This is a genomic window from Cupriavidus sp. H18C1 (assembly GCF_049311595.1).
In the GTDB taxonomy this organism is placed as follows: Bacteria; Pseudomonadota; Gammaproteobacteria; order Burkholderiales; family Burkholderiaceae; genus Cupriavidus; species Cupriavidus cauae.
In genome coordinates this window covers 2,505,889-2,532,812 of sequence record NZ_CP186008.1, presented here as the reverse complement: position 1 = coordinate 2,532,812, position 26,924 = coordinate 2,505,889, and the positions used below count along the sequence as shown (strand labels likewise).

Sequence of the window (26,924 nt, the reverse complement as noted above, 5' to 3'; positions counted from 1 at the left end):
GCCAGGCAGACGCCGTGTTGTTCGAGGTAGCGAACCCATCCCGTCAATGGGCCACAGGAGACTGTACGCGTTGTAAGAAGCCAGCCCGGTCTGGTCTGCGTCAAAGTTCTGTTGCTCCTCGGCTACCTGCATCACTGCATCGAAACGCGCCGCGGTTGTTGTTCGAGTTCTTCGCTTCGCGATGTCTTGCTTCATGCAATGAAGAGAGACTCTTGTCAAGGCGAATCATAATTCGTTTGGTCGGTGATGTTAAGAAAAAAGTTCCAAAAAATCACGCCATCGAATGCGCGCGCATTGCGATGACGAACACATCGATGCGATGACATGCGCGACGCGCTGTCGAGACACGCATCGCATGCCGCGACGACACGCTGCGAGACCCTCGTCTTCGATCGCATCGCGGCCCCATCGACATGCCGACGATGCGGTGCGCGACCGCTGCGCGCGGACCTCGCGACGACGTTCGCAGCGCCCCATCGCCAGCCCTCGCGAGGCCGCGGCGAAGACACGAGGGAGAACCCGCATGCTCGCCGCAAAGCCGCATGCGACAAGGCTTTGCGGCATGCACTGAAGATCGGTCGCGCGTGTTGCGGGCTCGCTCGTCACCGCGCGACGCGGCGTCATCGCAGCGCATCGCGGCACCGCTCGACACCCTCGCGGCGAGCCCAGCGACGAGCGCATCGACGGCGACGACAGAGGTCGCGACATGGCGGCACGCATCGCGCATCGACATCGCCTCGCGCGTCGTCGCGCAGCGTGCGCGCACGTCGATCGAGTGATGCGCCGACGCAACGCTTTGCCCTTCGCGAACGCGATATCGATGCCTCGTCGACGCGCGATCGACGCTCCATCGACGCTCGATGATGACCGTCGAGGGCGATCGGCCACGCAATGGACGGGGCGATCGGTCTCGCGATCGGCCCCGCTATCGGCTTCGCGATTCCTCGCCATCGACCACGCCATCGACCGCGAGATCGCCCCGCCATCGACGATCCTCGACGGCCGTCGATGGTCCCCTGACGCCATCGCTGTCCATCGCTCGCCGACGACTCGCCGACGACTCGCTGTCGGACGATGGCGGACACCGGCGCATGCCTGCACGCATGCGCCGACGGCATACGGACATGCGCAGATTTCGTTACCGCCTGCGCGGGCCCAGCTTCTAACATCGGCCGTCGGTCCCGCTGCGCCAGCCGCGGACGGGCGCTGTCCATCTCAGAGGAGGAAACCATGCACAGGAGAACAACATGCAAGCGAGCGTAGCCCACGCCGACGCGCTGCCCGCCACTCATGCCAGGGAACGCCGCCGCGCCATCGTCGCGACGGTGATCGGCAACGGCCTCGAGTGGTTCGACTTCACGGTCTACAGCTTCTTCGCGGTCATCATCGCCCGGCTGTTCTTTCCGACCGGCAACGACCTGTCGTCGCTGTTGCTGGCGGTCGCCACCTTCGGCGTCGGCTTCTTCATGCGCCCGGTCGGCGGCATCGTGCTCGGCGTCTATGCCGACCGCGTCGGCCGCAAGCAGGCGCTGTCGCTGACCATCCTGCTGATGGCGCTGGGCACCACCATCATCGGCATCGCCCCGACCTACGACCAGATCGGCGTGTTCGCGCCGCTGCTGATCGTGGTCGCGCGGCTGATGCAGGGGCTTCTCCGCCGGCGGCGAGATGGGCGGCGCCACCGCCTTCCTGACCGAGTACGCGCCGGTCCGCCAGCGCGCCTTCTATTCGAGCTGGATCCAGGCCAGCATCGGCGTCGCGGTGCTGCTCGGCGCCGCGGTCGGTACCTTCGTCACCAGCGCGCTGAGCCCCGAGGCACTGAACAGCTGGGGCTGGCGCCTGCCCTTCCTGCTTGGCATCGTGATCGGTCCGGTCGGCTACTACATCCGCCATCACCTGGACGAGACGCCGACCTTCCGCGACAACGCCGAGCGCTCCGACTCGCCGCTGAAGGAGATCGTGCAGACCTACCCGCGCGAGACCACCGCGAGCTTCTCGATGGTGATCCTGTGGACGGTCTGCACCTACGTGCTGCTGTTCTATATGCCGACCTACTCGGTCAAAGTGCTCCAAGTGCCGCAGTCCACCGGCTTCATCGCGGGCATGGTCGGCGGCCTGGCGATCATGGTGTTCTCGCCCATCGTCGGCTGGCTCGCCGACCGCATCGGCCGGCGCGCGCTGCTGTCGGGCTCGGCGCTGCTGATCCTGCTGCTGGCCTATCCGATGTTCTTCTATATCAACCACGTGCCGGGCCTCGTGTCGCTGCTGGTGTTCCAGCTGGTGTTCGGCGTGCTGATCGCCGCGTACACCGGCCCGATCCTGGCGGCCTTCTCCGAACTGTTCCCGGCCAAGGTGCTGTCGACCGGCCTGTCGGTCGCCTACAACCTGGCGGTGACGATCTTCGGCGGCTTCGCCTCGTTCATCATCACCTGGCTGATCGCCAGCACCGGCAGCACCATGGCGCCCGCCTTCTACGTGATGATCGCCGCCGCGATCAGCTTCGTCGGCACGCGCTTCGTCCGCGAGCCGGCCTATCTGCAACGACACTGAGACTCATGACCAGAATCCTGCTTCAGGGCGGCAACGTCCTCGACCCGGCGCACGGCAGCCTGCTGCGCCGCCACGACGTACTGATCGACGGCGAGCGCATCGCCGCGGTATCGGCCACGCCGCTCGACCTGCCCGATGCCCCTGACCTGCAGCGCATCGACGTCGCCGGCAAGACCGTGATGCCGGGGCTGATCGACTGCCACGTGCACGTGCTGGCCTCGCTGGCCAACCTCGGCCTGAACGCGACCCAGCCCAACGTGCTGGTGGCGATCCGCGCGCTGCCGATCATGCGCGCGATGCTCGAGCGCGGCTTCACCACCGTGCGCGACGCCGGCGGCGCCGACTGGGGCCTGTCGCAGGCGGTGGCCAGCGGCCTGATCCCGGGTCCGCGCATCTTTCCGTCGGGCAAGGCGCTGTCGCAGACCGGCGGCCACGGCGACTTCCGCCCGCGCGGCGACTCGCTCGAGCCCTGCTCGTGCGCGTTCCGCGCCGGCGCGATTGCCCGCGTGGTCGACGGCGTCGACGCGGTGCGGCTCGCGGTGCGCGAAGAGATCCAGAAGGGCGCCACCCAGATCAAGATCATGGCCTCGGGCGGCGTCGCCTCGCCGACCGATCCGATCGCCAACACGCAGTACAGCGAGGCCGAGATCCGCGCGATCGTCGAGGAGGCCGAGGCCGCGCAGACCTATGTCGCGGCGCACGCCTACACGCCGCGCGCGATTGCCCGCGCGGTGCGCTGCGGCGTCCGGTCGATCGAGCACGGCAACCTGGTCGACCGCGCCGCCGCCGAGGCGATGCGTGAGCATGGCGCCTTCGTGGTGCCGACCGTGATCACCTACGAGGCGCTGGCGCGCGACGGCGCGCGGCTGGGCCTGCCGGCCGAGTCGGTAGCCAAGATCGAGACCGTGCGCCAGGCCGGCCACGACTCGCTGCGCATCTACGCCGAGGCCGGCGTGCCGATGGCGTTCGGCTCCGACCTGCTCGGCGAGATGCACCAGTGCCAGAGCGAGGAATTCCGCATCCGCGCCGATGCGCTCGGCAACCTGGAGGCGATCCGCTCGGCCACCTCGATCGCCGCCGCGCTGCTGCAGCGCGAGGACGAGCTCGGCACGGTGCGCGCCGGCGCGCTGGCCGACCTGCTGGTGGTCGACGGCGATCCGCTGGCGGACATCGGCCTGCTGATGGGCCAGGGCGCGCACCTGGCATTGGTGATGCAGGGCGGGCGGATCCATACGCGCGCGGCCCAGTAACGCTGCGGCCCTTCCGTTCCCTTCGTACTTCCTCTCCCCCGCCGGCGGAGAGGGCCGGGGAGAGGCGATGGTGTAGCGCCCCATCGCATGGCGAGCGCGCTTGCCCTCTCCCTGCCCTTCTTCCGCCAGCCGGAGAGGGGGCGCAGCCGGTCTGCGCCCCTGCTCGGCGGCGACTTCAAACGCTCCACTATCATGGCGGCTTGACCGACCGGACGCCGCCATGCGCATTTCCCCGCTTCCTCCGCTGCCCTGCCTGATCGCCTTCGAGGCGGCGATGCGGCACGGCAGCTTCACGCGCGCCGCCGCCGAGCTGCATCTGACGCAGAGCGCGATCAGCCGGCAGGTCGCCCAGCTCGAGCAATTCCTCGGCAAGAAACTGTTCGTGCGCGAGCCGCGCGCGCTGCGGCTGACCGTCAGCGGCCAGCGCTATGCCGAGGTGGTGCAGCGGCTGCTGAGTCGGCTGCGCCGAGGCGACCGAGGACGTGATGAAGCGCAAGGGACATACCGAGCTGTCGGTGGCCTGCTCTTCCGGCGTCGCGGTGCTGTGGCTGACGCCGCGGCTGGCGCGCTTTCGCGCCGCGCATCCGGACTTCCACCTGCGCCTGGTCGTCAACGACAGCCTTGCCTCGATGTCCGGCGCCGAGTTCGATATCGGCTTCTACTATCTGCGTGAAGGTCCGCCGCCGGGCTTCGCGGCGCGGCGCCTGTACGACGAGGAAGTGTTCCCGGTCTGCGCGCCCGGCTACCTGCGCGGCCGGCATCTGGAACCCGCCGACCTGGTCGACGAGACGCTGCTGGTGCTCGAGGACGCCCAGCGCCAATGGATGTCATGGGAGACCTGGCTCGCGCAGAACGGCCTGCCCGATGCACGCCCGAACCGCCGCGTGGTGGCCAACCAGTATCCGATCCTGCTGCAGCTGGCCATCGAGGGCCACGGCATCGTGCTGGGCTGGCGGCATATGATCGATGCCTGCCTGCGCGACGGCCTGCTGGTGCGTGCGACCCAGGCGAGCGCGACCCTGGGCGGCGGCTACTACGCGGTCTGGCCGCGCGAGCGCGCCGAGCCGGCGGCGGCGCGTGCGTTCCGCCAATGGCTGGTGCAGCAGAGCGGCATCGATGGCCGCGCCGGCGAACGAAGCGCCGAGGGATAAAGTGTGGACGGATGAAGCGCCGATGGATGCGGCGCCGACGGATGCGCCCACGCCATCGGCTTCCAGATCCCCGATACCCAATCCCCAATCCCGGACCCGAACCCAATCCCGAACCCAATCCCAATCCCAATCCCGAACCCGAACCCGAACCCGAACCCGAACCCGAACCTCGAACCTCGAATCCCAGAACACATAGGAGCGATGCGCCATGAAGGAAGTGCTGCTGCCCTGCGGTGAACGCGTGCCGGCCCTCGGCATGGGAACCTGGAATATCGGCGACGATCCCGCGCGCCGCGCCGAGGAGATCGCCACGCTGCGGCTCGGCCTGGACCTCGGCCTGCGGCTGATCGATACCGCCGAGATGTATGGCGAGGGGCTGTCGGAAGGACTGGTCGGCGAGGCGATCGCCGGCCGGCGCGACGAGGTGTTCCTGGTCACCAAGGTCTATCCGCACAACGCCGGACGGCGCGACGCGGTGGCGGCCTGCGAACGCAGCCTGCGCCGGCTCGGCACCGACCGCATCGACCTGTACCTGTTGCATTGGCGCGGCGGCGTGCCGCTGGCCGAGACCATGGAGGCCTTCCTCGCGCTGCAGCAGGCCGGCAAGATCCGCCACTTCGGCGTCAGCAATCTGGACCTCGACGATATGCGCGAACTGTGGAAGGTGCCGGGCGGGGACCGGGTCCAGGCCAACCAGCTGCTGTACAACCTGGGCCGCCGCGGCATCGAATGGGATCTGCTGCCGTGGCTGCGCGAGCGCGGCGTGCCGGTGATGGCCTATTCGCCGATCGAGCAGGCCCGGTTGCTGCGCCATGCCGGCCTGAAGAAATTTGCCGCGCGCCATGGCATCGCCCCGGCGCAGGCCGCGCTGGCCTGGCTGCTGGCGCGCGAGGGCGTCATCGCGATTCCGAAGACGGGACGGCGCGACGCCCTGCGCGAGAACGCCGCGGCGCTGTCGATCGCGCTCGACGCCGCGCAGCTGGCCGAGCTCGATGCCCTGTTTCCGCCGCCGCGCGGGCCGCATCCCTTGGAGATGCTGTAGCACCGCCGGCGCTGACCGGGAAGAGCGACCAAGGCACCGAGGCATGCGCGCAGCTCCGGCGCGCGACTCAGGAGCACCACTCAGGAGCACCACCCAGGCGCGCGACTCAGGCCCCGACTCAGGCCCCGACTCATGCCCCGACTCATGCCCCGACTCATGCCCCGACTCAGGCCCCGACTCAGGCTCCAACTCAAGCGCCGATCGGCAGCGGCGCCCCGCTCTTGACCTCGCACAGCACGATGCTGGAACGGATGCCGGTCACGCCCGGCAGCCGGAATATCACGTCGTGCAGGAAGGCGTCGTAGGCGCGGATATCCGGCGTCAGCACCTTCAGCAGATAGTCGGCCTGGCCGGTGGTGCGATAGCACTCGACGATCGCCGGGCAGCGGCGCACCGCGGCCTCGAATTCGTCGACCACGGTCTCGCTGTGGCGGGTCAGATTGATCTCGGCCAGCACGCAGTTCGACAGCCCGACCCGCTCGCGGTCGACCCACACCGTGTAGTTGCGGATGACCCCGCTCTCCTCCATCGCCTTGAGCCGCTTCCAGCAGGGCGTGACCGACAGGCCCACCGCGCCGGCCAGCTGCTGCAGCGACTGGCGCGCGTCGCGCTGCAGCTCGGCGAGGATGCGGCGCGAGTACTCGTCCAGAACCTCTTCGTTCTTCATATCGCCCGTTATCGAGATGGGTTTTCTCCAATCTAGGCCCTGGCGGCAAAATTGAGAAATCCATTTCTCCGATCGCGTGCCTAACATGGTCTTCAGGAGATGGGCCTGGAGACGGCCGGAATACCGGCCGCGCATCGCCCGCGCAGCGCCCGTGCGTCAACGACAGCGCGCCGCCGGGACGCTGGCCGGACGCTGCTCGCAGGCCAAAGAGGACGCTGCCAGCAGGCCAAAAAGAAGGCTGGTCAACAGGCCGAAAGGAGGCCGGAAGGAGGCCGCGATGGAGACACGCACGCTGCGCACCGACTATCGACTGTCGGACAACCTGACCGCGCCCGCGGGCCAGGTCTTTCTGAGCGGCACGCAGGCGCTGGTCCGCCTGGTGCTCGAACAGGCGCGGCGCGACCATGCGGCCGGCCTGGGTACCGCCGGCTTCGTCAGCGGCTATCGCGGCTCTCCGCTCGGCATGGTCGACCAGGCGATGTGGAAGGCCGCGCCGCTGCTCGATGCCGCGGGCGTGCGCTTCCTGCCCGCGATCAACGAAGAGCTCGCCGCCACCGCGGTGCTCGGCACCCAGCAGGTCGAGGGCGATCCGCAACGCACCGTCGACGCCGTCTTCAGCCTCTGGTACGGCAAGGGCCCCGGCGTCGATCGCGCCGGCGACGCGCTCAAGCATGGCAACGCCTATGGCAGCTCGCCGCACGGCGGCGTGCTGGTGGTGGCCGGCGACGACCATGGCTGCGTGTCGTCGTCGATGTCGCACCAGAGCGATTTCGCGATGCAGGCCTGGTCGATGCCGGTGCTGGCCCCCGCCGATGTCGCCGAGTACCTGGAGTTCGGCCTCTACGGCTGGGCGCTGTCGCGCTACTCGGGCAACTGGGTCGGCTTCACCGCGCTGTCGGAGACCGTCGAGAGCGCGATGACGGTCGACCTCGACCAGGTCCATGCGCGCGTCGCCTGCTGGCAGGACGCGGAGGCGATACACCGGGCCACCGGCCATCTGCCGCCGCCCGACGGCCTGCACTACCGCTGGCCCGACCTGCCGTCGCCGCGCATCGAACAGCGGCTCGGCGCCAAGCTCGACGCGGTGCGCGCCTTCGCCCGCGTCAACAGCATCGACCGCATGGTGGTCGAGGCGGACGAAGCCCGCGCCGGCATCGTGACCTGCGGCAAGGCACATCACGATCTGATGGAAGTGTTCCGGCGCCTGGGCATCTCGACGCAGGCGCTGGCCGACGCCGGCATCCGCGTCTACAAGCTCGGGCTCGCCTGTCCGGTCGAGCCGACCCGGCTGCGGGCGTTCGCGCGCGGCCTGGCAGAAATCCTGGTGGTCGAGGAAAAGGGCCCGCTGGTGGAGCGGCAGCTGCAGGCGCTGTTCTATAACGCGCCCGACGGCGTGCGCCCGGCCATCGCCGGCAAGCTCGACATCGATGGCCGGCCGCTGTTGCCCGAGCGCGAGGAGATGCGGCCATCGCGGCTGATGCAGCCTGTGGCCGACTGGCTCGCCCGCCTGAGCCGCGGCCTGGACCGGCGCGAACTGGTGCCGCAGTTCAGCGAGCACGCGCTGCTGTCCAATGCGGCCGACGGCATCCGCCGCCAGCCCTACTTCTGCCCCGGCTGCCCGCACAACACCTCGACCCGCGTACCGGAAGGCTCGCGCGCGCAGGCCGGCATCGGCTGCCACTTCATGGCCAGCTGGATGAACCGCGAGACCTCGGGGCTGATCCAGATGGGCGGCGAAGGGTCGACTGGGTCGCGCACAGCCGCTTCACCGCGACGCCGCACGTGTTCCAGAACCTGGGCGACGGCACCTACTATCACTCGGGTTATCTGGCGATCCGGCAGGCGGTGGCCGCGCGCACCAACGTGACCTACAAGATCCTGTGCAACGACGCGGTGGCGATGACCGGCGGGCAGCCGGTCGACGGCCCGCTCGACGTCGAGGCGATCGCGCGCCAGGTCAGCGCCGAAGGGGTCGCGCGCGTCGCCGTGGTCAGCGATCGCATCGACGTGCATCGCGGCCGCCGCGTCTGCTTTCCGGCGGGCACCACCTTCCATCCGCGCGAGTCGCTCGATGCGGTGCAGCGCGAACTGCGCGAGGTGCCGGGCGTGACCGTGCTGCTGTACGAGCAGACCTGCGCCGCGGAACTGCGCCGCCGCCGCAAGAGCGGCCGTGCGCCGACGCCGGCGCGGCAGGTCTTTATCAACGAGGCGGTATGCGAGGGCTGCGGCGACTGCAGCGTGCAGTCCAACTGCCTGGCGGTGCAGCCGGTCGAGACCGCGCTGGGTCGCAAGCGCCAGATCGACCAGGCCGGCTGCAATCACGACGAGTCGTGCATCAAGGGCTTCTGCCCGAGCTTCGTCACCGTCGAGGGCGCGACGCTGCGCCACCCGGTGGGGCACGAGCGCGGCGCGACGGCGCTGCGCGAGCGCGCGGCGGCGTTGCGCGAGCCGGCGCCCCGGCTCGGCCCCGGGCCCTTCGACATTCTGGTGGTCGGCGTCGGCGGCACCGGCGTGGTGACGGTCGGCGCGCTGATCGCGATGGCCGCGCATCTGGAGCGGCGCGTGGCCAGCGTGCTCGACTTCATGGGCTTCGCGCAGAAGGGCGGCGCCGTGCTGTCCTTCGTGCGGCTGGCGCAGAGCCGGCAGTGGCTGAACCAGGCGCGCATCGACGCGCAGCAGGCCGATGCGGTGCTGGCCTGCGACCTGGCGGTGGGCGCCTCGCCCGACGTGCTGCAGACGGTCGCGCCGCGGCGCACGCAGATCGTCGCCAATACCCATCCGACGCCGGTGGCCGAATTCCAGCGCAATCCGGATGCCGACCTGCATGCCGACGCGCTGCTCGCCAAGCTGCGCCACGCCACGGGTTCGGGCGGCATCGACACGCTGGACGCACAGGCGCTCGCCACGGCCTTCCTCGGCGATACGGTGGCGGCCAACATCGCGGTGCTCGGCTTTGCCTGGCAGAAGGGCCTGGTGCCGGTCTCGCTGGCGGCGCTGACACGGGCGATCGAGCTGAACGGCGTCGCGGTCGACGCCAACCTGGAAGCGCTGGCGCTGGGACGCCTGGCGGCCGGCGATCCTCTCGCGCTGACGCGCCTGGGCGCGGGCGATGGCAAACCCGCCGGCCTGGCCCTGGTCGCGCCCGAGCCCGCGGCGACCTCGGCCACGCCGCTGCCGCAGCTGATCGCCGAGCGCGTGGCGCTGCTGACCGCCTACCAGGACGCCGCCTACGCGGCGCGCTATACCGCGCTCGTCGAGGCCGTGCAGGCCGCGGAGCACGCCCTTGGCGAGGCCGGACGCGAGCGCCGGCTGACCCGTGCGGTGGCCGAGCAGTTCGCGCGCCTGATGGCGTACAAGGACGAATACGAGGTCGCGCGGCTGCACAGCGATCCCGCCTTCCGGCAGGCGCTGCGCGAGCGCTTCGACGGCCCGCTGCGGCTGCGCTTCCATCTGGCGCCGCCGCTGCTGTCCCGGCCCGGCAAGCATGGCGAGCCGCCGCGCAAGATCGCCTTTGGCGCCTGGCTATGGCCGTTGATGGGATGGCTCGCCAGGGGGCAAGCGGCTGCGCGGCACGCGCTTCGATCCGTTCGGCAGGACCGCCGAACGCAGGCTGGAGCGGCAGTCCATCGCCGACTACGAGGCCCGCATCCGCGCCCTGCTGCCGGCGCTGACGGAGGCGCGGCTGCCGATCGCCGTCGAGATCGCGCAATTGCCCGCCAAGGTACGCGGCTTCGGCCACATCAAGCTGGCCGCGCACGCGGTCGCCGCCGCGCGTGCGGCCGAGTTGCTGCACCGCTTCGACGCACAGCGCTATCCGCGTCCGGACAGCGCGCATGGCGCCAATGGCGCGGGTCAACTCAGGGGAATTCCGATCCGGCAGGCGGACGCAGGAACGGCGCGCAGTGGCGCGCCGCATTGAGGGGAATATCGGGAGGAAACGAGATAAAGCCGGGCGGCCATCGAGGCGGTGCCCGTCGGCGGGCGGCCCTCGGCGGGCCGCCGCGCAGGTGCGAACGCCGGCTTACTGGCGCGCGGCGACGGCGCGGTGGTACTCGACGTGGCGCAGCAGATAGGCGCGCACCTTGTCCTCGGTATCGCGGCCCAGCCGGTCGGCGGCCTGGCGCGCCGAGCGCTTGCCGTGGGCCGACACCATCTGGCCATCCAGGTACTCGCGGAACGAGGTGCGCACGGCATCGAGTTCGCCGCGGCAGTCGCGCAGCGCATCGTTGACCACGGCCTGCGTCGTGCCGGGCTTGGCCGAGCGGGCTTCGGCCTTGTCGCGCGCGCAGTCTGTGTATTGCTGCCGCTTCTTCTGCCACTCGGGCGGCGGCCCGGAGGCGACCTGGCTCTCGGCGGCGGCGGCGGTGGCGGCAGCGGCGGCCTGCTGGTCCGCGGGCGCATGCGAGGCGCACGCGCCGACCAGCAGGATGGCGGGGATCAGGGCAAGAACATTAGGCATGCCGCATGGTAGCGCCCGTGTCGGACATCGCAACACCTCGTTACATCGCGTTGCATTGGCGCCGCAAAAAGTGCCGTGTAGGACAGACACCACCCCGGCTGGGCGGGAAGTCCTACAGCGGTCGCGTTTCTCGCTTTGTATATTGCACAAACGGAGGGCAGCGTGATGGAAGCCATTTGCCCGGTCCAACGATCCAGCGACCGTCGGCGTGGCGCCATCCTGGTTGGCATCGCAGTGTTTGACAGGAACAAAGGAGAACAACATGGAACGTAGGGCATTCCTGAACGCCAGTGCGGGTCTCGGTTTGGCGGTGGCCGGCAGCGGCCTGCTGTTGGGCGCGTGCACGACCACGCGCGATTCGGCCACTTCCCCGGCCGAGAAAACGACGCGCCGCCGCGAGATCGATTCCGGCGTTCAAAACACGCTGGACCGGCTGTACAGCTCGGTCAACGGCTCGCGCGACCTCGCCTCGCGCGCCCGGGGCATCCTGGTGTTTCCGCGCACGCTGTCGGCCGGCTTCTTCGTCGGCGGCGAATATGGCGATGGCGCGCTGCGCGTGGGCAATACGACCCGCGGCTATTACCGCACCATCTCGGGTTCGCTGGGCTGGCAGATCGGCGCGCAATCGAAGGCGCTGATCTTCATGTTCATGAACCAGCAGGCGCTCGACAAATTCCTGGCGAGCGAGGGCTGGACCGCGGGTGTCGACGCCACCGTGGCGGTCGCCAAGGTGGGCGCCAACGGCGCGCTCGATACCAATACGGTGCAGCAGCCGGTGGTGGGGTTCGCGCTGACCAATGCGGGCCTGATGGCGGGCCTGAGCCTCGAAGGCACCAAGATCACCAAGCTGGACCTGTAAGGCGCGCCCTCCGCGGGTGATGCCTTGCAGCACCTCGCGCCGCGGCCCTTGGCAGGGGGCCGCGGCGCTTTTTCTTGTCGATTCCGTGGCTGGGAAGCCGAGCCGTTTTGCCGCCGTCCTTGCCGGCCTCCTTGCCGCCTTTGTTTCCTCCGCCACGCCAACGTCCGCGACACCGGCAACGCCAAGCCGCTAGAATTCGTCCCTTTCGCCAACCGGCCGAGGTACCGAATTCTCATGTGGTTCAAGAATCTTCAGCTACACCGCTTCTCCGCACCCTGGAACAAGGACGCCGACGAGGTCGAGGCCTGCCTCGCCTCGCACGCCTTCTATCCGGGTACCAGCCTCGAAATGCAGACCCAGGGATGGGCCTCGCCGCGCGATAACGGCGCGCTGGTGCACCGCGTGGGCAAGCAGATGCTGCTGACCATGCGCGCCGAGAAGAAGCTGCTGCCGGCCACCGTGGTCAATCAGGTGACCAAGGCGCGCGCCGCCGAACTCGAGGAGCAGCAGGGCTACAAGCCGGGCCGCAAGCAGCTGCGCGAGCTGAAGGAACAGATCACCGAGGAATTGCTGCCGCGTGCCTTCAGCATCCGCCGCGATACCCGCGTCTGGATCGACCCGGAGCGCGGCTGGCTGGCAATCGACGCGGCCTCGGCGATCAAGGCCGACGAGGTGCGCACGCTGCTGTTCAAGGCGCTGGACCCGCTGCCGCTGACCTCGCTGCAGGTCAACCAGTCGCCGGTGGCGGCCATGACCAGCTGGCTGGCCGACGATGCGGCGCCGGCCGGCTTTACCGTCGATCAGGAGATCGAACTGCAGGCCAGCGCCGAGAGCAAGGCCACCGTCCGCTATGTCCGCCATCCGCTCGATGCCGAAGAACTGCGCCGCCATATCGCCGCCGGCAAGCGCTGCACGCGCCTGGCGATGACCTGGAACGACCGCGTTTCTTTCGTACTGACCGACGCGCTGGCGATCAAGCGCGTGGCGCCGCTCGATGTGGTCAAGGAGCAGATCGACGGCACCATGAGCGACGAGGACGAGCGCTTCGACGCGGACTTCGCGCTGATGGCCGGCGAGCTGTCGGCCATGCTGGGCGATCTGACCGAGGCGCTGGGCGGCGAACGGAAGGGCTGAGGCCGGTTTCGGCGGCGGTAGTCGCCCGCCTCGGCGGTTTTGGATACGGGGCCGGCGTCGATGCCGGCCCCGGCTCAGCGACGCAACGGCTTACGGCCTCAGCGACTCAGCGACTCAGCGACTCAGCGACTCAGCGCGCCGGATGCCGCTCGGCACCCGCCGGTGCGCATCGCTCCAGCACCGCCTCGCGGCCGGGCATGCCGGCAAACAGCGGATGCACCGAGACCAGCGCGCGCAACTCGGCGGGCAGCATGGCGCGGTCCCTGCGCGCCAGTGCCGCCGCCTGCTGCAGGGCGCCCAGCACCTGCTCCGTCAGCGCGCGCCGCAGCCCCGCATGGCGCGGGTCGATGGTCGCGATCGATTGCAACGCCAGCGCCAGCACGCTGGGCCGCGCGACCCGCGCCAGCGTCTCCGCGGCGATCGTGACGCGCGCCCCGTCGAGCTCGGCGCCGCTGAAATCGGTCCACGCCAGGCTGATATCGCGCAGCGTCGCCTGCTTCAGATTGGCGCCGTTGAAACGCAGATGCGATACGCCGGCAACCGGTGGATCGGCACCCGCCAGGTCCGCATTGCTGAAATCGAAGGCCAGCGCCGTCAGCGGCGCCTCGTCGCGCGGGTCCAGGCTGACGCGGCGCAGCAGCGCGCTGCGCTGCGCGGCGGTCGTCGACGGGGCGCGGGAGGCGTCGTTCGCGCCCAGCCCGACCAGCCGCCGGGCCAGCTCCAGAAAGCCATGCCAGCCGCGCTGCCGGGGCACGACATCGTGACCCGGTGGCTCGGCCTGGCTGGCGTCATGCACCGCGAGCTCGATACCGGCATTCACCGGCCTGGTGGACGCGGTGGGGATGGCGCCAGACTGCTCCGGCGCGGAAGGCACGGCAACGCCGCGGTGGATACTGGGAATGGTCATGTCGGCTCTCCCGCTGTGGAATCAGGCTGCTCGGTGGATTGTTCGATTCGACGTTCGACTGGAAGGATCGAATTGGAGCGTTGAATCGAAGGGTCGACTCGAAGCGTTGAATCGATGGGTCGGATCAAAGCGTCGATTCGAATGGCAGCCATTGTTCCCGCGGCGGAGACGTCCGACCATGCCGTTAGGGCAGCAGACTATCGATTTTGGTCCGCTCCTTGCGGGGTTGGTGACCCAGGCCTCACGACGAGGGACCGCCCCGGCAAAAAAACCTTGCAGTTCGGCGCGGACTTCAGGGTAAACGCGCCTCGGGGGAAGAAGCCCGGAAACGCGCCGCGGAAGCCGGGCAGCCGCTCAGAAGATCTCGCCCAGGTGCGATACCAGGAAGAGCAGGATGCCGATGCAGCAGCCCACCGCCGTGCCGCTGATCCGGATGTACTGCAGGTCGGGACCGATGCTCAGTTCGATCTGCCGGGACATGTCCGTCGCGTCCCAGTTGCGCACCGTGTCGCTGATATGCGACGTCAGGAAGTCGGCGAACCGCGGTGCGGCCGTCGCGGCGAACGACTCGGCGTGGTCATTGATGGAGCGGCGCAATTCCTCGTCGCCGGACAGCTTCCGGCCGAACCACAGGCCCACGCGCTCGACCTGTTGCTGCAGCTGTGGCGAGCTCGCCTGGAGGTCGTTGGACAGCCATTCGCGGAGCGAGGCCCACACGCTGGCGGCATAGTCGGCAAGCTCGGGATTGCGCAGCACGAAGTCCTTCAACTCCTCCCCCCTGCGCAGGAACGCTTCATCGGTCTTGAGCCTCGCGATCAGCGCTTCGAGCGCCTTGTCGAAGGCCGCCCGCAGCTCGTGCGCCGGCATCCGGGCGACCTCGTCGAGAAAGTCGATCACGTTGGTGCGCGCCGCCTCGGCGGCCTTGTCGCCCAGCCACTCGGTCGGCAGCACGATCTGCTTCCACTTGTGCTCGCTCTTGAGCCAGTTCACCACGCGCTGGGCGATCAGCTGCTGCGTCTCGGGCCTTCTCAGCAGGGCGATTGCGTGTCTGAGCACGGCATCGAGCAACTGCTGATGGCTGCCGCCCCGGGTCAGCATCTCCAGCACGGATCCGAGCGCCTGCGAGAAATCGATGCGGCCGATGACCGTACGCGCGGCATCGTTGAGGAATGCCTGGATGCGCCGGTCGTCCACCAGATCGAGCAGCACGCTCATCAGATTGGCCGCATGCCGGCCGATGCGGCGCGCATTGGCCGGCTGGCTGAACCAGGCGGCCAGCCACTGGGCGGGATCGCTGCGCCGGACCAGGTCCGTCACGACCTCGGGGTTCAGGAACTTGTCACGGACGAATGCCGCGAGATTGTCGGCGATGCGGTTCTTGCTCTTCGGGATGATCGCCGTATGCGGAATGGGCAGGCCAAGCGGGCGCCGGAACAGCGCCACGACCGCGAACCAGTCCGCCAGACCGCCGACCATCGCCGCCTCGGCGCCCGCCCTGACCAGCCGGATCCAGAACGTCGGGGGCAGGAACAGCGTCGTGGCGAACACCGCCGCCGCCGCGCCGACGCATGCCAGCGCCACACGCTGCATGCGCCGGAGTTCGGCTTCCTTGCCCGCGATCCGCTCTTGCTGCATGGCGTTCCCACCCCGCTCCGCTCGTACCCGCATCCTCTTTGATGAAAAAAGGGACGTTTCGACCGAAACGTCCCCTTCCTTACCGCCGATTTCGCTACCGTCCGACACCCCGGCGCGACGCTGGCAATCTCAATCCCAGGACAGCGCACCGCCCGTCTGGTACTCGATCACGCGCGTCTCGAAGAAGTTGCGCTCCTTCTTCAGGTCGATCATCTCGCTCATCCACGGGAACGGGTTTTCCTCGTTCGGGAACAGCGGATCGAGGCCGATCTGCTGGCAGCGGCGGTTGCAGATGAAGCGCAGATAGCTCTTGAACATCGGCGCGTTCAGGCCCAGCACGCCGCGCGGCATGGTGTCCTCGGCGTAGCGGTATTCGAGGTCGACCGCCTTCCTGAACAGACCGACGATCTCTTCCTTGAACTCCGCCGTCCACAGATGCGGGTTCTCGAGCTTGATCTGGTTGATCAGGTCGATGCCGAAATTGCAGTGCAGCGACTCGTCGCGCAGGATGTACTGGTACTGCTCGGCCGCGCCGGTCATCTTGTTCTGCCGGCCCATCGCCAGGATCTGCGTGAAGCCGACATAGAAGAACAGGCCTTCCATGATGCAGGCGAACACGATCAGCGACTTCAGCAGCTTCTGGTCGTTCTCCGGCGTGCCGGTCTTGAACGAGGGATCGGTCAGCGTGTCGATGAACGGGATCAGGAACTCGTCCTTGTCGCGGATCGACGGCACCTCGTGATAGGCGTTGAAGATCTCGGCCTCGTTCAGCCCCAGCGACTCGACGATGTACTGGTAGGCGTGCGTGTGGATGGCCTCCTCGAAGGCCTGGCGCAGCAGGTACTGGCGGCACTCGGGCGCGGTGATCTGCCGGTAGGTGCCCAGCACGATGTTGTTGGCGGCCAGCGAATCGGCGGTGACGAAGAAGCCCAGGTTGCGCTTGATGATGCGGCGCTCGTCTTCGGTCAGGCCGTTCGGGTCCTTCCACAGCGCGATGTCGCGCGACATGTTGATTTCCTGCGGCATCCAGTGGTTGGCGCAGCCGGCCAGGTACTTTTCCCAGGCCCACTTGTACTTGAACGGCACCAGCTGGTTGACGTCGGTGGCGCCGTTGATCACGCGCTTGTCGGCGGCGTTGACGCGGCGCGTGCTCTGCGCGGCCGCGGCGTTCGGGTTGTTGCCGAGGATGCCGGCGCCCGGCTGCGTCGCAGCGGGCGGCAGCACGCCCTGCTGGTCGGCGGTGGCGGCGACGGCAGGTTGCAGGGCGGGTTGAGGCGCGGGCTGCGGGGCAGCCTGCGAATTGGCTTGAACGTCGTCGTCCCAGCTGAGCATGGTGTTGTTCTCCGTGGAAAGCGTTGGTGCGCCAATTCCGACGACGCCCGCGCAGGCGTTCCATTGTCGGGATCGGCGTCGCGCCGGAAGGGTTTTGCGGCTTACTGGCCGGGGGCGACTTCAGGCTGCGCGGGGATGCCGTACGTGCCCCATAAACGTCCAGGTGCCGGACTGCGTGTGTGGCTGGGATGGCGCGAATAAGCCTTCATATGCCATCCCTCCATCACTGTGTTGATCTGGATGCGATTGTAGCACTCGCGTCGAAGGCCGGGGCCAAAGAAATACTACTGATCGTGCCGGGACCATCCTCAAACACTATCAGTAGTAGGTGCGCCTTCCTTCCGCCCAAGTGAGGCGGGCGGGCCGGATGCTGACGATATCACCATCTTTCCCGGCTCGGCCTCTGCGCTCCTGCCGCATACGGACGCGGCGGAGCCAGTCGCCACTGGAGCCCGCCGGCAGGCTCACGGATCCGGCTGAAGTTATGGGAATTGAGGGTGTCATGACGTTTTCCGGCGCGCTTGTATAAAAAACGAACGCTCCTTTTCCTTTCCTGCGAGTGTTAGCGCTCATCCCAGGAAATCGCTGCCATATTCCATTCGCCCGCCTCGAGGGCAACCCCCAACCATTGGAGCCCATCATGTCGAAAGCAGAACTCGATCAAGTCGTAAAGGCCTCGGCTGCGCTCATCAATGAGCAGGACGTCGAGCTCGCCGCCATCGAAGTCGAAGCACAAATCGAAGGGCGCGCCTGGAATATGAACCAGCCGTTGAACATGATCGCGTACGAAGACCAGATCTAAGTGCATGGAATGTGCCCATCGCCCTGGTGGGCACTCTCTCGTTGAGCAGGAGGCCGCCTTGATCTTTCAAACAAGCTTCGACGCGCAAATCCAGACGATCCTGACATTGACTGCCACGACTCATCCTGAGGGCGCGAGCGAATGCGCTACGCTCAGCGGTTTGGCGGCTCGGTATCGGAACTTCCTGGCCACCCTCAAACAGCGGCCGATTTCCGAGGTGGAGCTGAAACCGACGTTCGTGATGGACGCCGACGCACAGGCTCGACTGTCGCGGCTGTTCAGCAACGACTCGCTGCTGGATGACAAGGCGCAAGCATGCGTGATAAGCAGCGCCAACGACCCCGACAACGAACGGAAAAGACGCCTTGTCACCGGGGCTGTCAATCAGCTCGCGCAGCATTCCCCACAACATGCGGCATTGTTCGACATCATCATCACGGACATCCTGCTTTGTTCTTCGTCGGTGGCGAGGGGCGGCTCGACGTCACAGGCCATCGGATTGATATGGATGAATCCCGGGCCGGATTATCACCGGAGCGATGTAGTAGAAATCCTCGTCCATGAACTCACCCATCACGCGTTGTTTCTGGATGAGCTGCGTTACGCGCACTACAACTACTCCGTTCTATTCGACTCCAGCACCTGGACGACCTCGGCCATCCTGAACATCCCACGTCCGCTGGACAAGGTGCTCCACAGCATTGTCGTTGCGGCGGAAGTGCTCCTGTTCCGGGAACAGTGCTCGGGACATCTCTCCGCGCCGCGGGTCCATCCGCCAACCCATCTGATGCTGGAACAGCTTCGCGAGTCGATCCAGTCGACGAAGCGAACCCTGTCCCGCTATCCCCAAGCATTCCGGCCTCGCGCAACCCAGCTGCTGCTGCATGCGGCATCCGTGCTCGACGAGGTGAGGCCGACCGAAGGGTGCGCGCAGTGAGCCTCCGCGCGGCCGCCTTCCGCCCGCTGCGTGACGACATCATGAATCCATGCTGGTGAACCGTGAACCGAACCACTCCCGCAAGCTGTGACTGTGACACTTGGCGCATTCTGCTGCTCCATCGAAGTGCCTGGCTTGCAATTGGGCTGATTGTCCTGCATCAGGCAATCATTGCCAGTTCCACTTATTTCCTGACCGCGGTTATCACCCAATTCGAAGCAGGCGGCGATTACGGAAAATGGCTCTATTTCTATCTCGCCAGCATGACGATTCCTTATCTGCCGGGCTGTCTGTCACTGTATGTGATGCAGCGGTGGATCAACGAAGCCCATGCGGCTGTCGTTCAATGTTTTGTCGAATGTCTTCGCGACAAGACGGAAGTATTTCGGAATACCACGCTCAAGGAACGGATCGGTGCCGCATTGGCCAGTAATTCGTTGCCGGTACTACGGGATCACATCACCTTTATCCACGATCTGACCAGCTTCACGCTCAACAGTGTCTTGAGCATGATCGTCATCGGGCTGCTGCTGCCCCCAAGGCTGCTGCTCGGCTATCTCGTCAGCTTGATGCTGTGTACGGCCATTGTCCTCGCCACCCGCGGCCTTGTCTCCCGTGCATCCGCCCGTTACGAGGGGGAACTATATCCGCTACGCATCCGTGCTGGCTCGCGCCTGGGAAAACGTGACGCTGGGCAATCGCCACAACGAACTGCTGTGGCAGCAGCAGCGCAGGGAATCGGCTGCGCAATTCTATGGGTGTGCCGACCGTCTGCAGGCCACAAGGCAGCTCGGAAATATTGTCCTCGCCGCCGCTTCGTTACTGCCGACCGTCTATCTGATCCTGTCCGTGACGCAATGGGGGCATGCCGATGCAAGCATCGTTGCGGCCATCATTGTCAGCCTCACCCGCGTATTTCTGGTACTCAATTCGCTCAGTGCCCTTGTCTACAAGGCGCTGGATTTTTCGTCGGTTCACTCGCGGCTCCACGTCTTGCTCGATGCCGCAAGGTCGATCCGGCCGGAAGGCGAAACCTCCCTCAATCTCGGCGGCGTGGTTCGAATCAACGGTCAGCCGGTAGCCGGCGTCGAGGAGGCAACCCGCATCATCGGCGCCGCGCACAACGGGCGCCTGACCATTACGGGCGCCAACGGCAGCGGCAAGTCCACGGTTCTGCTGGCGTTGAAAGACCGTTTCAAGGAGCGCAGCTTTCTGCTTCCTACTCAGCATCACCAACTGATCTGGAAAGCGGATCTTTCATCCATGTCCAGCGGCGAGCGGACGAGGGCCTCGATCGCGGAACTGCTTCAGCTGGATGACGTCAACCTGATCCTGCTGGATGAATGGGACGCCAACCTGGATGCCTCCAATCGCGAGGCGCTCGATGAACTGCTGGACCAGTGCTGCATGGACCGGACCATCGTCGAGGTCAGGCACTAGGAGACGAATGTGGAACACACTGATCTGGCTCATCGCCTGCTCCACGACGACACCTTCAGGGCAAGCTGCCATCGCAGAACGTTCTTGCGCATGCGGGCCTCGGAGCGCGAGCTCCGAGAATTGTTCTCCTGGGACGCCCTCAACTACTGCTTGTCCTGTAACCGGCTGACCAACGATCGGCTGCGTTTGTCGACGGAGAGGGACCACGATCTTGTCAACAGGAGAGCATTCCGACCGGTCAAGGATCGATTCGGCAGAAGAACGGACCAGCTCGTGATCAGCGAATTGCACCGATTGATGCGGGAAGGCGTGACTGCCGTATTGGAAGCAGTCAATGAGCTCGCCTCGGGAGTGGAGACATTTACGGAACAGGTGGGAGGCACCCTGGGGGGCCAGATCGACCGCGAATGCCTACGTTTCGTTCGGCGAGACATCGGGTTTTGGGCGGCACAATGACGATCATGACGTCATCGTCATACAGATCGATGGGCGAAAAAAATGGACCTTCTTTGAATCGCCAAGCGGTCACCAACACGCGAGCGTCACCGAAATTTCGGATCCCGAGAAGCTGAAACCCGGCGCGGCCGTGACCGTCTCGCGGGGCGACATCATGTTCATCCCGAAAGGCACCTGGCATGACGTCATTTCGATCGGCGAGCCCAGTCTGCATTTGACCATCAGCGTGGTCTACCCCACGGTCTCCGATTTCATCGCATGGGGCATGCAGCAGGATCGCTTTGGTATCCCGTTTTACCGATATTCGACCGGGAGACGGGTCATTCGAGACGCTGGTGGACGACAGCATGCAGTTCATGACCGCTCTGATCAGCGACGAGAATCTGAACAGATTCTTGCGGTTCTATCGCTCGGGCCATGCCAACGCGAGAATCAAGGCAGACTTCCCCGTTCTCAATCAAGCCACGGGCGAGGCGATGTTCCGGCGAATACCGATCGACGCGGTACCGCTCGAGCGAAATGCCGACAGTGTGAAGATATACGCGCTGGGTCGAACGCATCTGCTGACGGACGAAGAGTATTCGGTCCTGTGCCGGCTGCCACATTTCGGCGGGATGCGCGGATACGACCTGGCATCGCAAGAGGCAGACTGGGAGGTCATGTCGCGACGGCTCCAAAGTCTCATGGACATAGGGCTTGTCGGCAAGGATGTCGAATACCGATTCGGTTGCGATGCTCCTCGTGAGGTCGCTCCGTAAAACAAAAAAACCCGCAGGCCCTGATCAGGGACCTACGGGTCTTTTTTAGAAGCCCGCTGTCAGCCGGCTTCCGTTTCCACCGTTATTGGCAGGCTTCGCACTCGTCGAACCCCGGATCGCCCGGGCGCATCGTGCAGACCGCGCCTTCGGCTTCGGGCATCGCCGGCGCCGAGGCGGCAGCCTGGTCCAGCGCCGAGGCCGAGGCACCGCCGGCGGCGGCGCCCGACGACACCGCGTTCAGCGAACCGCGCGACACGGTCGACTTCTCGACGTGCGTGGCGGCGATGGTGCGCAGGTAGTAGGTCGTCTTCAGGCCGCGGATCCACGCCAGCTTGTAGGTGTCGTCCAGCTTCTTGCCCGAGGCGCCGGCCATGTAGATGTTCAGCGACTGGGCCTGGTCGATCCACTTCTGGCGGCGGCTGGCGGCCTCCACCAGCCAGGTCGGTTCGACCTCGAACGCGGTCGCGTACAGGTCGCGCAGGTCCTGCGGAATGCGGTCGATGCGGGCCAGCGAGCCGTCGAAGTACTTCAGGTCGGCGACCATCACCTCGTCCCACAGGCCGCGTGCCTTCAGGTCGCGCACCAGGTAGTCGTTGACCACCGTGAACTCGCCCGACAGGTTCGACTTGACGTACAGGTTCTGGAAGGTCGGCTCGATGCAGGCCGACACGCCGATGATGTTCGAGATCGTCGCGGTCGGCGCGATCGCGATGCAGTTCGAGTTGCGCATGCCGTGCTGCTTGATGCGGGCGCGCAGCTTGTCCCAATCCATCGTCGACGACTGGTCGACCTCGAGGTAGCCGCCGCGTTCCTCGGCCAGCAGCTTCAGCGAGTCCTGCGGCAGGATGCCGCGATCCCACAGCGAGCCCTCGTAGGTGCTGTAGCGGCCGCGCTCCTCGGCCAGCTCGGTCGAGGCCTGGTAGGCGTAGTAGCAGACCGCCTCCATCGAGGTGTCGGCGAACTGCACTGCGGCGTCGCTGGCGTACGGCACGCGCAGCACGTGCAGGCAGTCCTGGAAGCCCATGATGCCCATGCCGACCGGACGGTGGCGCAGGTTCGAATTGCGCGCCTTGTCGACCGCGTAGTAGTTGATGTCGATCACGTTGTCGAGCATGCGCATCGCGGTGCGGATGGTCTTCTCGAGCTTGGCGTGGTCGAGCACATGGCTGCCGTCGGCCTGCTGCTTCAGGTGGGCGACCAGGTTCACCGAGCCCAGGTTGCAGACCGCGATTTCGCTGTCGTTGGTGTTCAGCGTGATCTCGGTGCACAGGTTCGAGCTGTGCACCACGCCGACGTGCTGCTGCGGGCTGCGGATGTTGCAAGGATCCTTGAAGGTGATCCACGGATGGCCGGTCTCGAACAGCATGCCCAGCATCTTGCGCCACAGCTGCATCGCCGGGATCTTCTTGAACAGCTTCAGCTCGCCGCGCGCGACCTTCTCTTCGTAGCCGAGGTAGGCCTTCTCGAATTCCTTGCCGACCTTGTCGTGCAGGTCCGGGCAGGTCGACGGCGAGAACAGCGTCCATTCGCCGTTCTCCATCACGCGCTTCATGAACAGGTCCGGAATCCAGTTCGCGGTGTTCATGTCGTGCGTGCGGCGGCGGTCGTCGCCGGTGTTCTTGCGCAGCTCGAGGAATTCCTCGATGTCCAGATGCCAGGTCTCCAGGTAGGCGCAGACCGCGCCCTTGCGCTTGCCGCCCTGGTTGACCGCCACGGCGGTATCGTTGACCACCTTCAGGAACGGCACCACGCCCTGCGACTTGCCGTTGGTGCCCTTGATGTGCGAGCCCAGCGCGCGCACATTGGTCCAGTCGTTGCCCAGGCCGCCGGCGAACTTCGACAGCAGCGCGTTCTCCTTCAGGCCCTCGTAGATGCCTTCGAGGTCGTCGGAGATCGTGGTCAGGTAGCACGAGGACAGCTGCGAGCGGCGCGTGCCCGAGTTGAACAGCGTCGGCGTCGACGACATGAAGTCGAACGACGACAGCAGGTTGTAGAACTCGATGGCGCGGCCTTCACGGTCGCTCTCGTTCAGCGCCAGGCCCATCGCGACGCGCATGAAGAACGCCTGCGGCATCTCGATGCGGGTCTCGTCGATGTGCAGGAAGTAGCGGTCGTACAGCGTCTGCAGGCCCAGGTAGTTGAACTGGAAGTCGCGCGAGGCGTCCAGCGCCGCGCCCAGGCGCGCCAGGTCGAAGGTCGCGAGCTTCTCGTCGAGCAGCTCGGCCTCGATGCCGCGGGCGATGAACTTCGGAAAGTACTCGGCGTAGCGGCTGCCCATCTCGGCCTGGGTCACTTCCTCGCCGAGGATTTCCTTGCGGATGGTGTGCAGCAGGATGCGGGCGGTGACCTGGCTGTAGGCCGGGTCCTTCTCGATCAGCGTGCGGGCGGCGAGGATGGCCGAGTCGTAGACCTGGCTCATCGGCACGCCGTCGTACAGGTTCTTGACCGTTTCCTTCAGGATCGGCTCGGCCTCGACGCCACCGCCCAGACCGGCGCAGGCGGTGTCGATCAGCGCGTGCAGCGCGACCAGGTCCAGCGGTCGGGTGACGCCGCCATCGGTCACGTTGAAGCTGACGCCGCCCTGCACGCGGGCGACGGCCTGCGCGTTGGCGTGGCTGCGCTCCTGGTTGCGCTTCTCGCGGTAGAGCACGTAGGCGCGCGCGACCTCATGCTCGCCCGAGCGCATCAGCGCCAGCTCGACATGGTCCTGCACGTCCTCGATGTGGAAGGTGCCACCGTTCGGACGGCTGCGCAGCAGCGCGCGCACCACGTTCTGGGTCAGCTGCTCGACCAGCTCGCGCACGCGGGCCGAGGCGGCGCCCTGCCCGCCGTTGACGGCGAGGAAGGCCTTGGTCATCGCCACCGAGATCTTGCTCGGCTCGAAAGCGACCACCGCGCCGTTGCGGCGGATGATCTTGTAATCCTGGTAGTTGCCAGCGGCGTTCTCAGCGGCGGGGCTCGGCTGCGCCACGGCGGCGGAACCGGCCTTGCCGGCGAATTCTTGTTGGGCCGTCTGCATGAAGCACTCCTGTTTTTTTGACCAGTGTTATCAACGACAAAGAGCCCTTGGAAAATGCGCAAAAAGAGACATCCCGGGCGCGGCGATGCCGTGCCGGATTACTGCCTTGCTGCATTCCCGTGGAGGGCTCTTGTGACGTGCCGACCCTGTGGCGCGCGGCTGTACGCGCTGCCGGCCGGCTGGAAACGCTTGTCGCGCGTGGCGCGAAGGCAACCTGCCGAGCCCGTGGCGAACGCTGCACGCCTAGGTCGGCTCCCCCGAAAGCACCACTAGATGTAGTGGTCATAACGAAAAGCTGGACTAAGTATAGTGAAATGAATCGCGTTGACCAGTCTTGACAAGCGCTGCCGCAGGCCGGTCCGGCGCCACGCGAACCGCCCACCTCCCCGCCAGACCAAGCGGCTCAAGGGTTGCGACCGTTTTGTCGGTTGCCGCACCGACGAAAGAATTTTTTCGATGAGCGCCGCGCTTCCGATAGTCCCGCCGATATCCCCCCCGAAAGCCCCGCACCGGCAAGGGTTTTCGGCTAGGGAAGCCGCCCCGTCGGGGCGGTACGGCAGCATCGCCGGAGCGAGCCCCCGCCGCCTGCGCAAAGCGCGGCCAGTCAAAGCACGGGCCGGGGTCGGTCTTGCGGCCGGGGGCGATATCGCTGTGGCCGGCCACGGCCGCGATCGGATAGGCGCGCAGCAGCAGCCGGGTCAGCGCGGCGGCGGTGTCGTACTGGGCCGGCTCGAACGGCAAGGTGTCGCAGCCTTCGAGCTCGATGCCGATCGAGAAGTCATTGCAGCGCTCGCGGTCGAAGAACGCCGACTGCCCGGCATGCCAGGCGCGGTCCTCGCAGGAGACGAACTGCACGAGCTCGCCGCTGCGCCGCACCAGGAAATGCGCCGACACACGGACCGCGTGGATGGTGGCGAAGAACGGATGGCGAGCCGGGTCGAGCCGGTTCAGGAACAGCGCCTCGATATCGTCGCTGCCGAACTCGCCGGGCGGCAGGCTGATGTTGTGCACCACCAGCAGATCGACCGGCATGCCGGGGGGACGCGGATCGAAGTTGGGCGACGGCACCCGGCGCGCGCCCTCGACCCAGCCCGCGCCGTCGAGCCGCAGCCGGGACGGAAGCGGCGCCTTCATGCGGGACCGCCTCCGTCGTCGCCGCCGTCGCTGCCGCGATTGCCGCCGCGATTGCCGCCGTTATCGCCGTCCCTGTCGCCAAAACGGTCCTGGGATTCGGGCAGATGCGCAGCACGGCAGTAGTGCAGGCCCTGGTAGGCGATCGCCTCGCTGCGCGGCAGATGCACGCCGCAGTGGGCGCACGGCACCATCGCCTCCTGCGCGCGGCCGTCGGCGCCCTGCCGCGGCACGCCGGCATCGGCCGGCGGGGGTTCGGCCCGGCGCGCGCGCACGCGGCTGCCGAGCCACCAGAAAATGGCCAGCAGGATCGCCAGCAACAGGAACAGACGTGCCATCGACGATGCCTTGCTTCAGAGGCGATGCAGAATCACTTCGATCACGAAGCGGCTGCCGACATAGGCCAGCAGCAGGATGCAGAACGAGGCGATGACCCAGCGCAGCGCCACGCGGCCGCGCCAGCCGTAGAACCGCCGGCCTGCCAGGATGCCGGCGAACATCACCCACGAGACCACCGCGAACACGGTCTTGTGGTCGAAGCGGAAGACCCGGCCGAACAGCTCCTCGGAAAACAGCAGCCCGGACGCGATGGTCAGCGTCAGCAGCACGAAGCCGGCCGCGATCAGGCGGAACAGCAGCTTCTCCAGCGTCAGCAGCGGCGGCAGCAGATCGAGCCAGCGGCCGAGCCAGCCGACCTGCTGCGGCGCGCCGGCGGCCATCGCGCCGCCCGGCACGTGCACGCCGTGGCCGCGGTTGAAGCCATGCAGCCGGCGCTCGACCAGCAGCATCAGGAAGGCATGGAAGGCCGCCAGCGTGAACAGCCCGTAGGCGACGTTGGCGATGATGAAATGCAGCTTGAAAAGCGGCCGCGCGGCATAGCCCAGGATCTGCGCGCCGGGGAAGGCGAGCGGCATCAGGCTGGCCAGCATCGCCACCGGGATCACGACCAGCCCCAGTCCCGCCAGCGAGAAGAAGAAGCTCTCGATCCAGTAGATGCCGACGCCCAGCCACAGCATCGCCGACAGCGCGAAGGCGAAGCCGAATACCATGCGGTCGGCCGGAAAGATGGTCTCGTGCAGCAGCATGCCGTGGCTGGCGAGCACCGCCACCATCAGCACGTGCCACCAGGCGGGCTGCCCCTCCGCACTGCCGCCCGGCGCGGGACCCGGCATCAGCACCATCGAACCCGGCTGGCCCCCCGATGCCGGGACCGCCCGCCGGACCGCCGGCCGTGCTGGCGGCCAGCCCGGCGTGGCGCGTCGCCCAGCCGTGATAGGCCAGCGCGCAATAGAGGAGTGCCGTCAGGGCATACAGTACAATCGCCATTCGCGCAGTTTACCCTAGCGCCTGCCGTGGTGACCGACGGCAGTGACCCGCGGCGGCAAGGCCGGATGG

At 66.9% G+C, this 26,924-nt stretch carries 16 protein-coding genes and 6 pseudogenes; 13 read left to right on the top strand and 9 right to left on the bottom strand.

Annotation, left to right across the window (positions count from 1 at the left end; translation table 11 throughout):
- The first annotated feature begins 542 nt into the window (after positions 1-542).
- The 5 genes and pseudogenes from OJJOAM_RS11770 (at position 543) to OJJOAM_RS11750 (ending at position 5,993) form a co-directional block, all read left to right on the top strand.
- The gene (locus OJJOAM_RS11770) at positions 543-779 is read left to right on the top strand and encodes a hypothetical protein (protein WP_422648058.1); all 237 of its coding nucleotides are present in this window, start codon (positions 543-545) and stop codon (positions 777-779) included.
- A gap of 468 nt (positions 780-1,247) precedes the next feature.
- Positions 1,248-2,550: pseudogene (locus OJJOAM_RS11765) on the top strand (MFS transporter).
- Between the two features lie 5 nt (positions 2,551-2,555).
- Entirely contained in the window at positions 2,556-3,800 is a 1,245-nt protein-coding gene (locus OJJOAM_RS11760; protein ID WP_422648057.1) for an amidohydrolase family protein, read from the top strand.
- A gap of 220 nt (positions 3,801-4,020) precedes the next feature.
- Positions 4,021-4,951: pseudogene (locus OJJOAM_RS11755) on the top strand (LysR substrate-binding domain-containing protein).
- Positions 4,952-5,159: 208 nt separating this feature from the next.
- Complete coding sequence (locus OJJOAM_RS11750) at positions 5,160-5,993, top strand: aldo/keto reductase (protein ID WP_422648056.1); 834 nt, start codon at positions 5,160-5,162, stop codon at positions 5,991-5,993.
- A gap of 190 nt (positions 5,994-6,183) precedes the next feature.
- Here OJJOAM_RS11750 and OJJOAM_RS11745 read toward each other — a convergent pair whose 3' ends face one another.
- Positions 6,184-6,660, bottom strand: a complete 477-nt coding sequence (locus tag OJJOAM_RS11745; protein ID WP_006578359.1) for an Lrp/AsnC family transcriptional regulator — start codon at positions 6,658-6,660, stop codon at positions 6,184-6,186.
- A gap of 277 nt (positions 6,661-6,937) precedes the next feature.
- Between OJJOAM_RS11745 and OJJOAM_RS11740 the strand changes: the two are divergent.
- A pseudogene (locus tag OJJOAM_RS11740) lies at positions 6,938-10,579 on the top strand (indolepyruvate ferredoxin oxidoreductase family protein).
- Positions 10,580-10,681: 102 nt separating this feature from the next.
- Here OJJOAM_RS11740 and OJJOAM_RS11735 read toward each other — a convergent pair.
- Positions 10,682-11,119: a hypothetical protein gene (locus OJJOAM_RS11735; RefSeq protein ID WP_422648055.1), complete on the bottom strand. Its 438-nt coding sequence runs from the start codon at positions 11,117-11,119 to the stop codon at positions 10,682-10,684.
- A 262-nt stretch (positions 11,120-11,381) separates the two neighbouring features.
- Here OJJOAM_RS11735 and OJJOAM_RS11730 point away from each other — a divergent pair, with 262 nt between their 5' ends.
- Positions 11,382-11,978 (top strand): BPSL1445 family SYLF domain-containing lipoprotein, encoded by a 597-nt coding sequence (locus OJJOAM_RS11730; protein ID WP_422648054.1) that lies wholly within the window; start codon positions 11,382-11,384, stop codon positions 11,976-11,978.
- A 234-nt stretch (positions 11,979-12,212) separates the two neighbouring features.
- On the top strand, positions 12,213-13,112 hold the full coding sequence (locus tag OJJOAM_RS11725) for a recombination-associated protein RdgC (RefSeq protein WP_422648053.1): 900 nt from the start codon (positions 12,213-12,215) through the stop codon (positions 13,110-13,112).
- 130 nt (positions 13,113-13,242) lie between these two features.
- On the opposite strand, the gene OJJOAM_RS11720 is transcribed toward OJJOAM_RS11725, so the two are convergent.
- The 3 genes from OJJOAM_RS11720 to OJJOAM_RS11710 form a co-directional block, all read right to left on the bottom strand.
- Entirely contained in the window at positions 13,243-14,019 is a 777-nt protein-coding gene (locus tag OJJOAM_RS11720) for a pentapeptide repeat-containing protein (protein ID WP_422648052.1), read from the bottom strand.
- A gap of 354 nt (positions 14,020-14,373) precedes the next feature.
- Complete coding sequence (locus OJJOAM_RS11715; RefSeq protein ID WP_422648051.1) at positions 14,374-15,762, bottom strand: DUF445 domain-containing protein; 1,389 nt, start codon at positions 15,760-15,762, stop codon at positions 14,374-14,376.
- A gap of 21 nt (positions 15,763-15,783) precedes the next feature.
- Entirely contained in the window at positions 15,784-16,986 is a 1,203-nt protein-coding gene (locus OJJOAM_RS11710) for a ribonucleotide-diphosphate reductase subunit beta (protein WP_422648050.1), read from the bottom strand.
- A gap of 640 nt (positions 16,987-17,626) precedes the next feature.
- Here OJJOAM_RS11710 and OJJOAM_RS11705 point away from each other — a divergent pair.
- From OJJOAM_RS11705 to OJJOAM_RS11685, 5 genes and pseudogenes are all read left to right on the top strand, one after another.
- Positions 17,627-17,788, top strand: a complete 162-nt coding sequence (locus OJJOAM_RS11705) for a hypothetical protein (protein ID WP_422648049.1) — start codon at positions 17,627-17,629, stop codon at positions 17,786-17,788.
- A gap of 58 nt (positions 17,789-17,846) precedes the next feature.
- Positions 17,847-18,725: an aKG-HExxH-type peptide beta-hydroxylase gene (locus tag OJJOAM_RS11700; protein WP_422648048.1), complete on the top strand. Its 879-nt coding sequence runs from the start codon at positions 17,847-17,849 to the stop codon at positions 18,723-18,725.
- 660 nt (positions 18,726-19,385) lie between these two features.
- A complete protein-coding gene (locus OJJOAM_RS11695) occupies positions 19,386-20,165 on the top strand; it encodes an ABC transporter ATP-binding protein (RefSeq protein WP_422648047.1) in 780 nt (259 codons plus the stop codon).
- A 334-nt stretch (positions 20,166-20,499) separates the two neighbouring features.
- Positions 20,500-20,811, top strand: a pseudogene (locus OJJOAM_RS11690) (JmjC domain-containing protein); the annotation flags it as partial.
- Between the two features lie 157 nt (positions 20,812-20,968).
- Positions 20,969-21,379, top strand: a complete 411-nt coding sequence (locus OJJOAM_RS11685) for a hypothetical protein (protein WP_422649640.1) — start codon at positions 20,969-20,971, stop codon at positions 21,377-21,379.
- Positions 21,380-21,461: 82 nt separating this feature from the next.
- Here OJJOAM_RS11685 and OJJOAM_RS11680 read toward each other — a convergent pair whose 3' ends face one another.
- From OJJOAM_RS11680 to OJJOAM_RS11665, 4 genes and pseudogenes are all read right to left on the bottom strand, one after another.
- Positions 21,462-24,398, bottom strand: coding sequence for a ribonucleoside-diphosphate reductase subunit alpha (locus OJJOAM_RS11680; RefSeq protein ID WP_422648046.1), 2,937 nt, complete (start codon positions 24,396-24,398; stop codon positions 21,462-21,464).
- 542 nt (positions 24,399-24,940) lie between these two features.
- Positions 24,941-25,532, bottom strand: a pseudogene (gene ampD, locus OJJOAM_RS11675) (1,6-anhydro-N-acetylmuramyl-L-alanine amidase AmpD); the annotation flags it as partial.
- Positions 25,529-25,867: a PP0621 family protein gene (locus OJJOAM_RS11670; RefSeq protein WP_422648045.1), complete on the bottom strand. Its 339-nt coding sequence runs from the start codon at positions 25,865-25,867 to the stop codon at positions 25,529-25,531. The gene OJJOAM_RS11670 and the pseudogene ampD, both read right to left, overlap by 4 nt.
- Positions 25,868-25,882: 15 nt before the next feature.
- Positions 25,883-26,855: pseudogene (locus OJJOAM_RS11665) on the bottom strand (cytochrome C assembly family protein).
- Positions 26,856-26,924 lie beyond the last annotated feature (69 nt).

Bases quoted from the DNA above. Each gene is read 5' to 3' on its own strand.
- OJJOAM_RS11750 (WP_422648056.1), top strand. From the start codon at position 5,160: ATGAAGGAAGTGCTGCTGCCCTGCGGTGAACGCGTGCCGGCCCTCGGC.
- OJJOAM_RS11725 (WP_422648053.1), top strand. From the start codon at position 12,213: ATGTGGTTCAAGAATCTTCAGCTACACCGCTTCTCCGCACCCTGGAAC.
- OJJOAM_RS11770 (WP_422648058.1), top strand. From the start codon at position 543: ATGCGACAAGGCTTTGCGGCATGCACTGAAGATCGGTCGCGCGTGTTG.
- OJJOAM_RS11680 (WP_422648046.1), bottom strand. From the start codon at position 24,398: ATGCAGACGGCCCAACAAGAATTCGCCGGCAAGGCCGGTTCCGCCGCC.
- OJJOAM_RS11745 (WP_006578359.1), bottom strand. From the start codon at position 6,660: ATGAAGAACGAAGAGGTTCTGGACGAGTACTCGCGCCGCATCCTCGCC.
- OJJOAM_RS11670 (WP_422648045.1), bottom strand. From the start codon at position 25,867: ATGGCACGTCTGTTCCTGTTGCTGGCGATCCTGCTGGCCATTTTCTGG.
- OJJOAM_RS11735 (WP_422648055.1), bottom strand. From the start codon at position 11,119: ATGCCTAATGTTCTTGCCCTGATCCCCGCCATCCTGCTGGTCGGCGCG.
- OJJOAM_RS11710 (WP_422648050.1), bottom strand. From the start codon at position 16,986: ATGCTCAGCTGGGACGACGACGTTCAAGCCAATTCGCAGGCTGCCCCG.
- OJJOAM_RS11685 (WP_422649640.1), top strand. From the start codon at position 20,969: ATGCAGTTCATGACCGCTCTGATCAGCGACGAGAATCTGAACAGATTC.
- OJJOAM_RS11705 (WP_422648049.1), top strand. From the start codon at position 17,627: ATGTCGAAAGCAGAACTCGATCAAGTCGTAAAGGCCTCGGCTGCGCTC.
- OJJOAM_RS11730 (WP_422648054.1), top strand. From the start codon at position 11,382: ATGGAACGTAGGGCATTCCTGAACGCCAGTGCGGGTCTCGGTTTGGCG.
- OJJOAM_RS11720 (WP_422648052.1), bottom strand. From the start codon at position 14,019: ATGACCATTCCCAGTATCCACCGCGGCGTTGCCGTGCCTTCCGCGCCG.
- OJJOAM_RS11760 (WP_422648057.1), top strand. From the start codon at position 2,556: ATGACCAGAATCCTGCTTCAGGGCGGCAACGTCCTCGACCCGGCGCAC.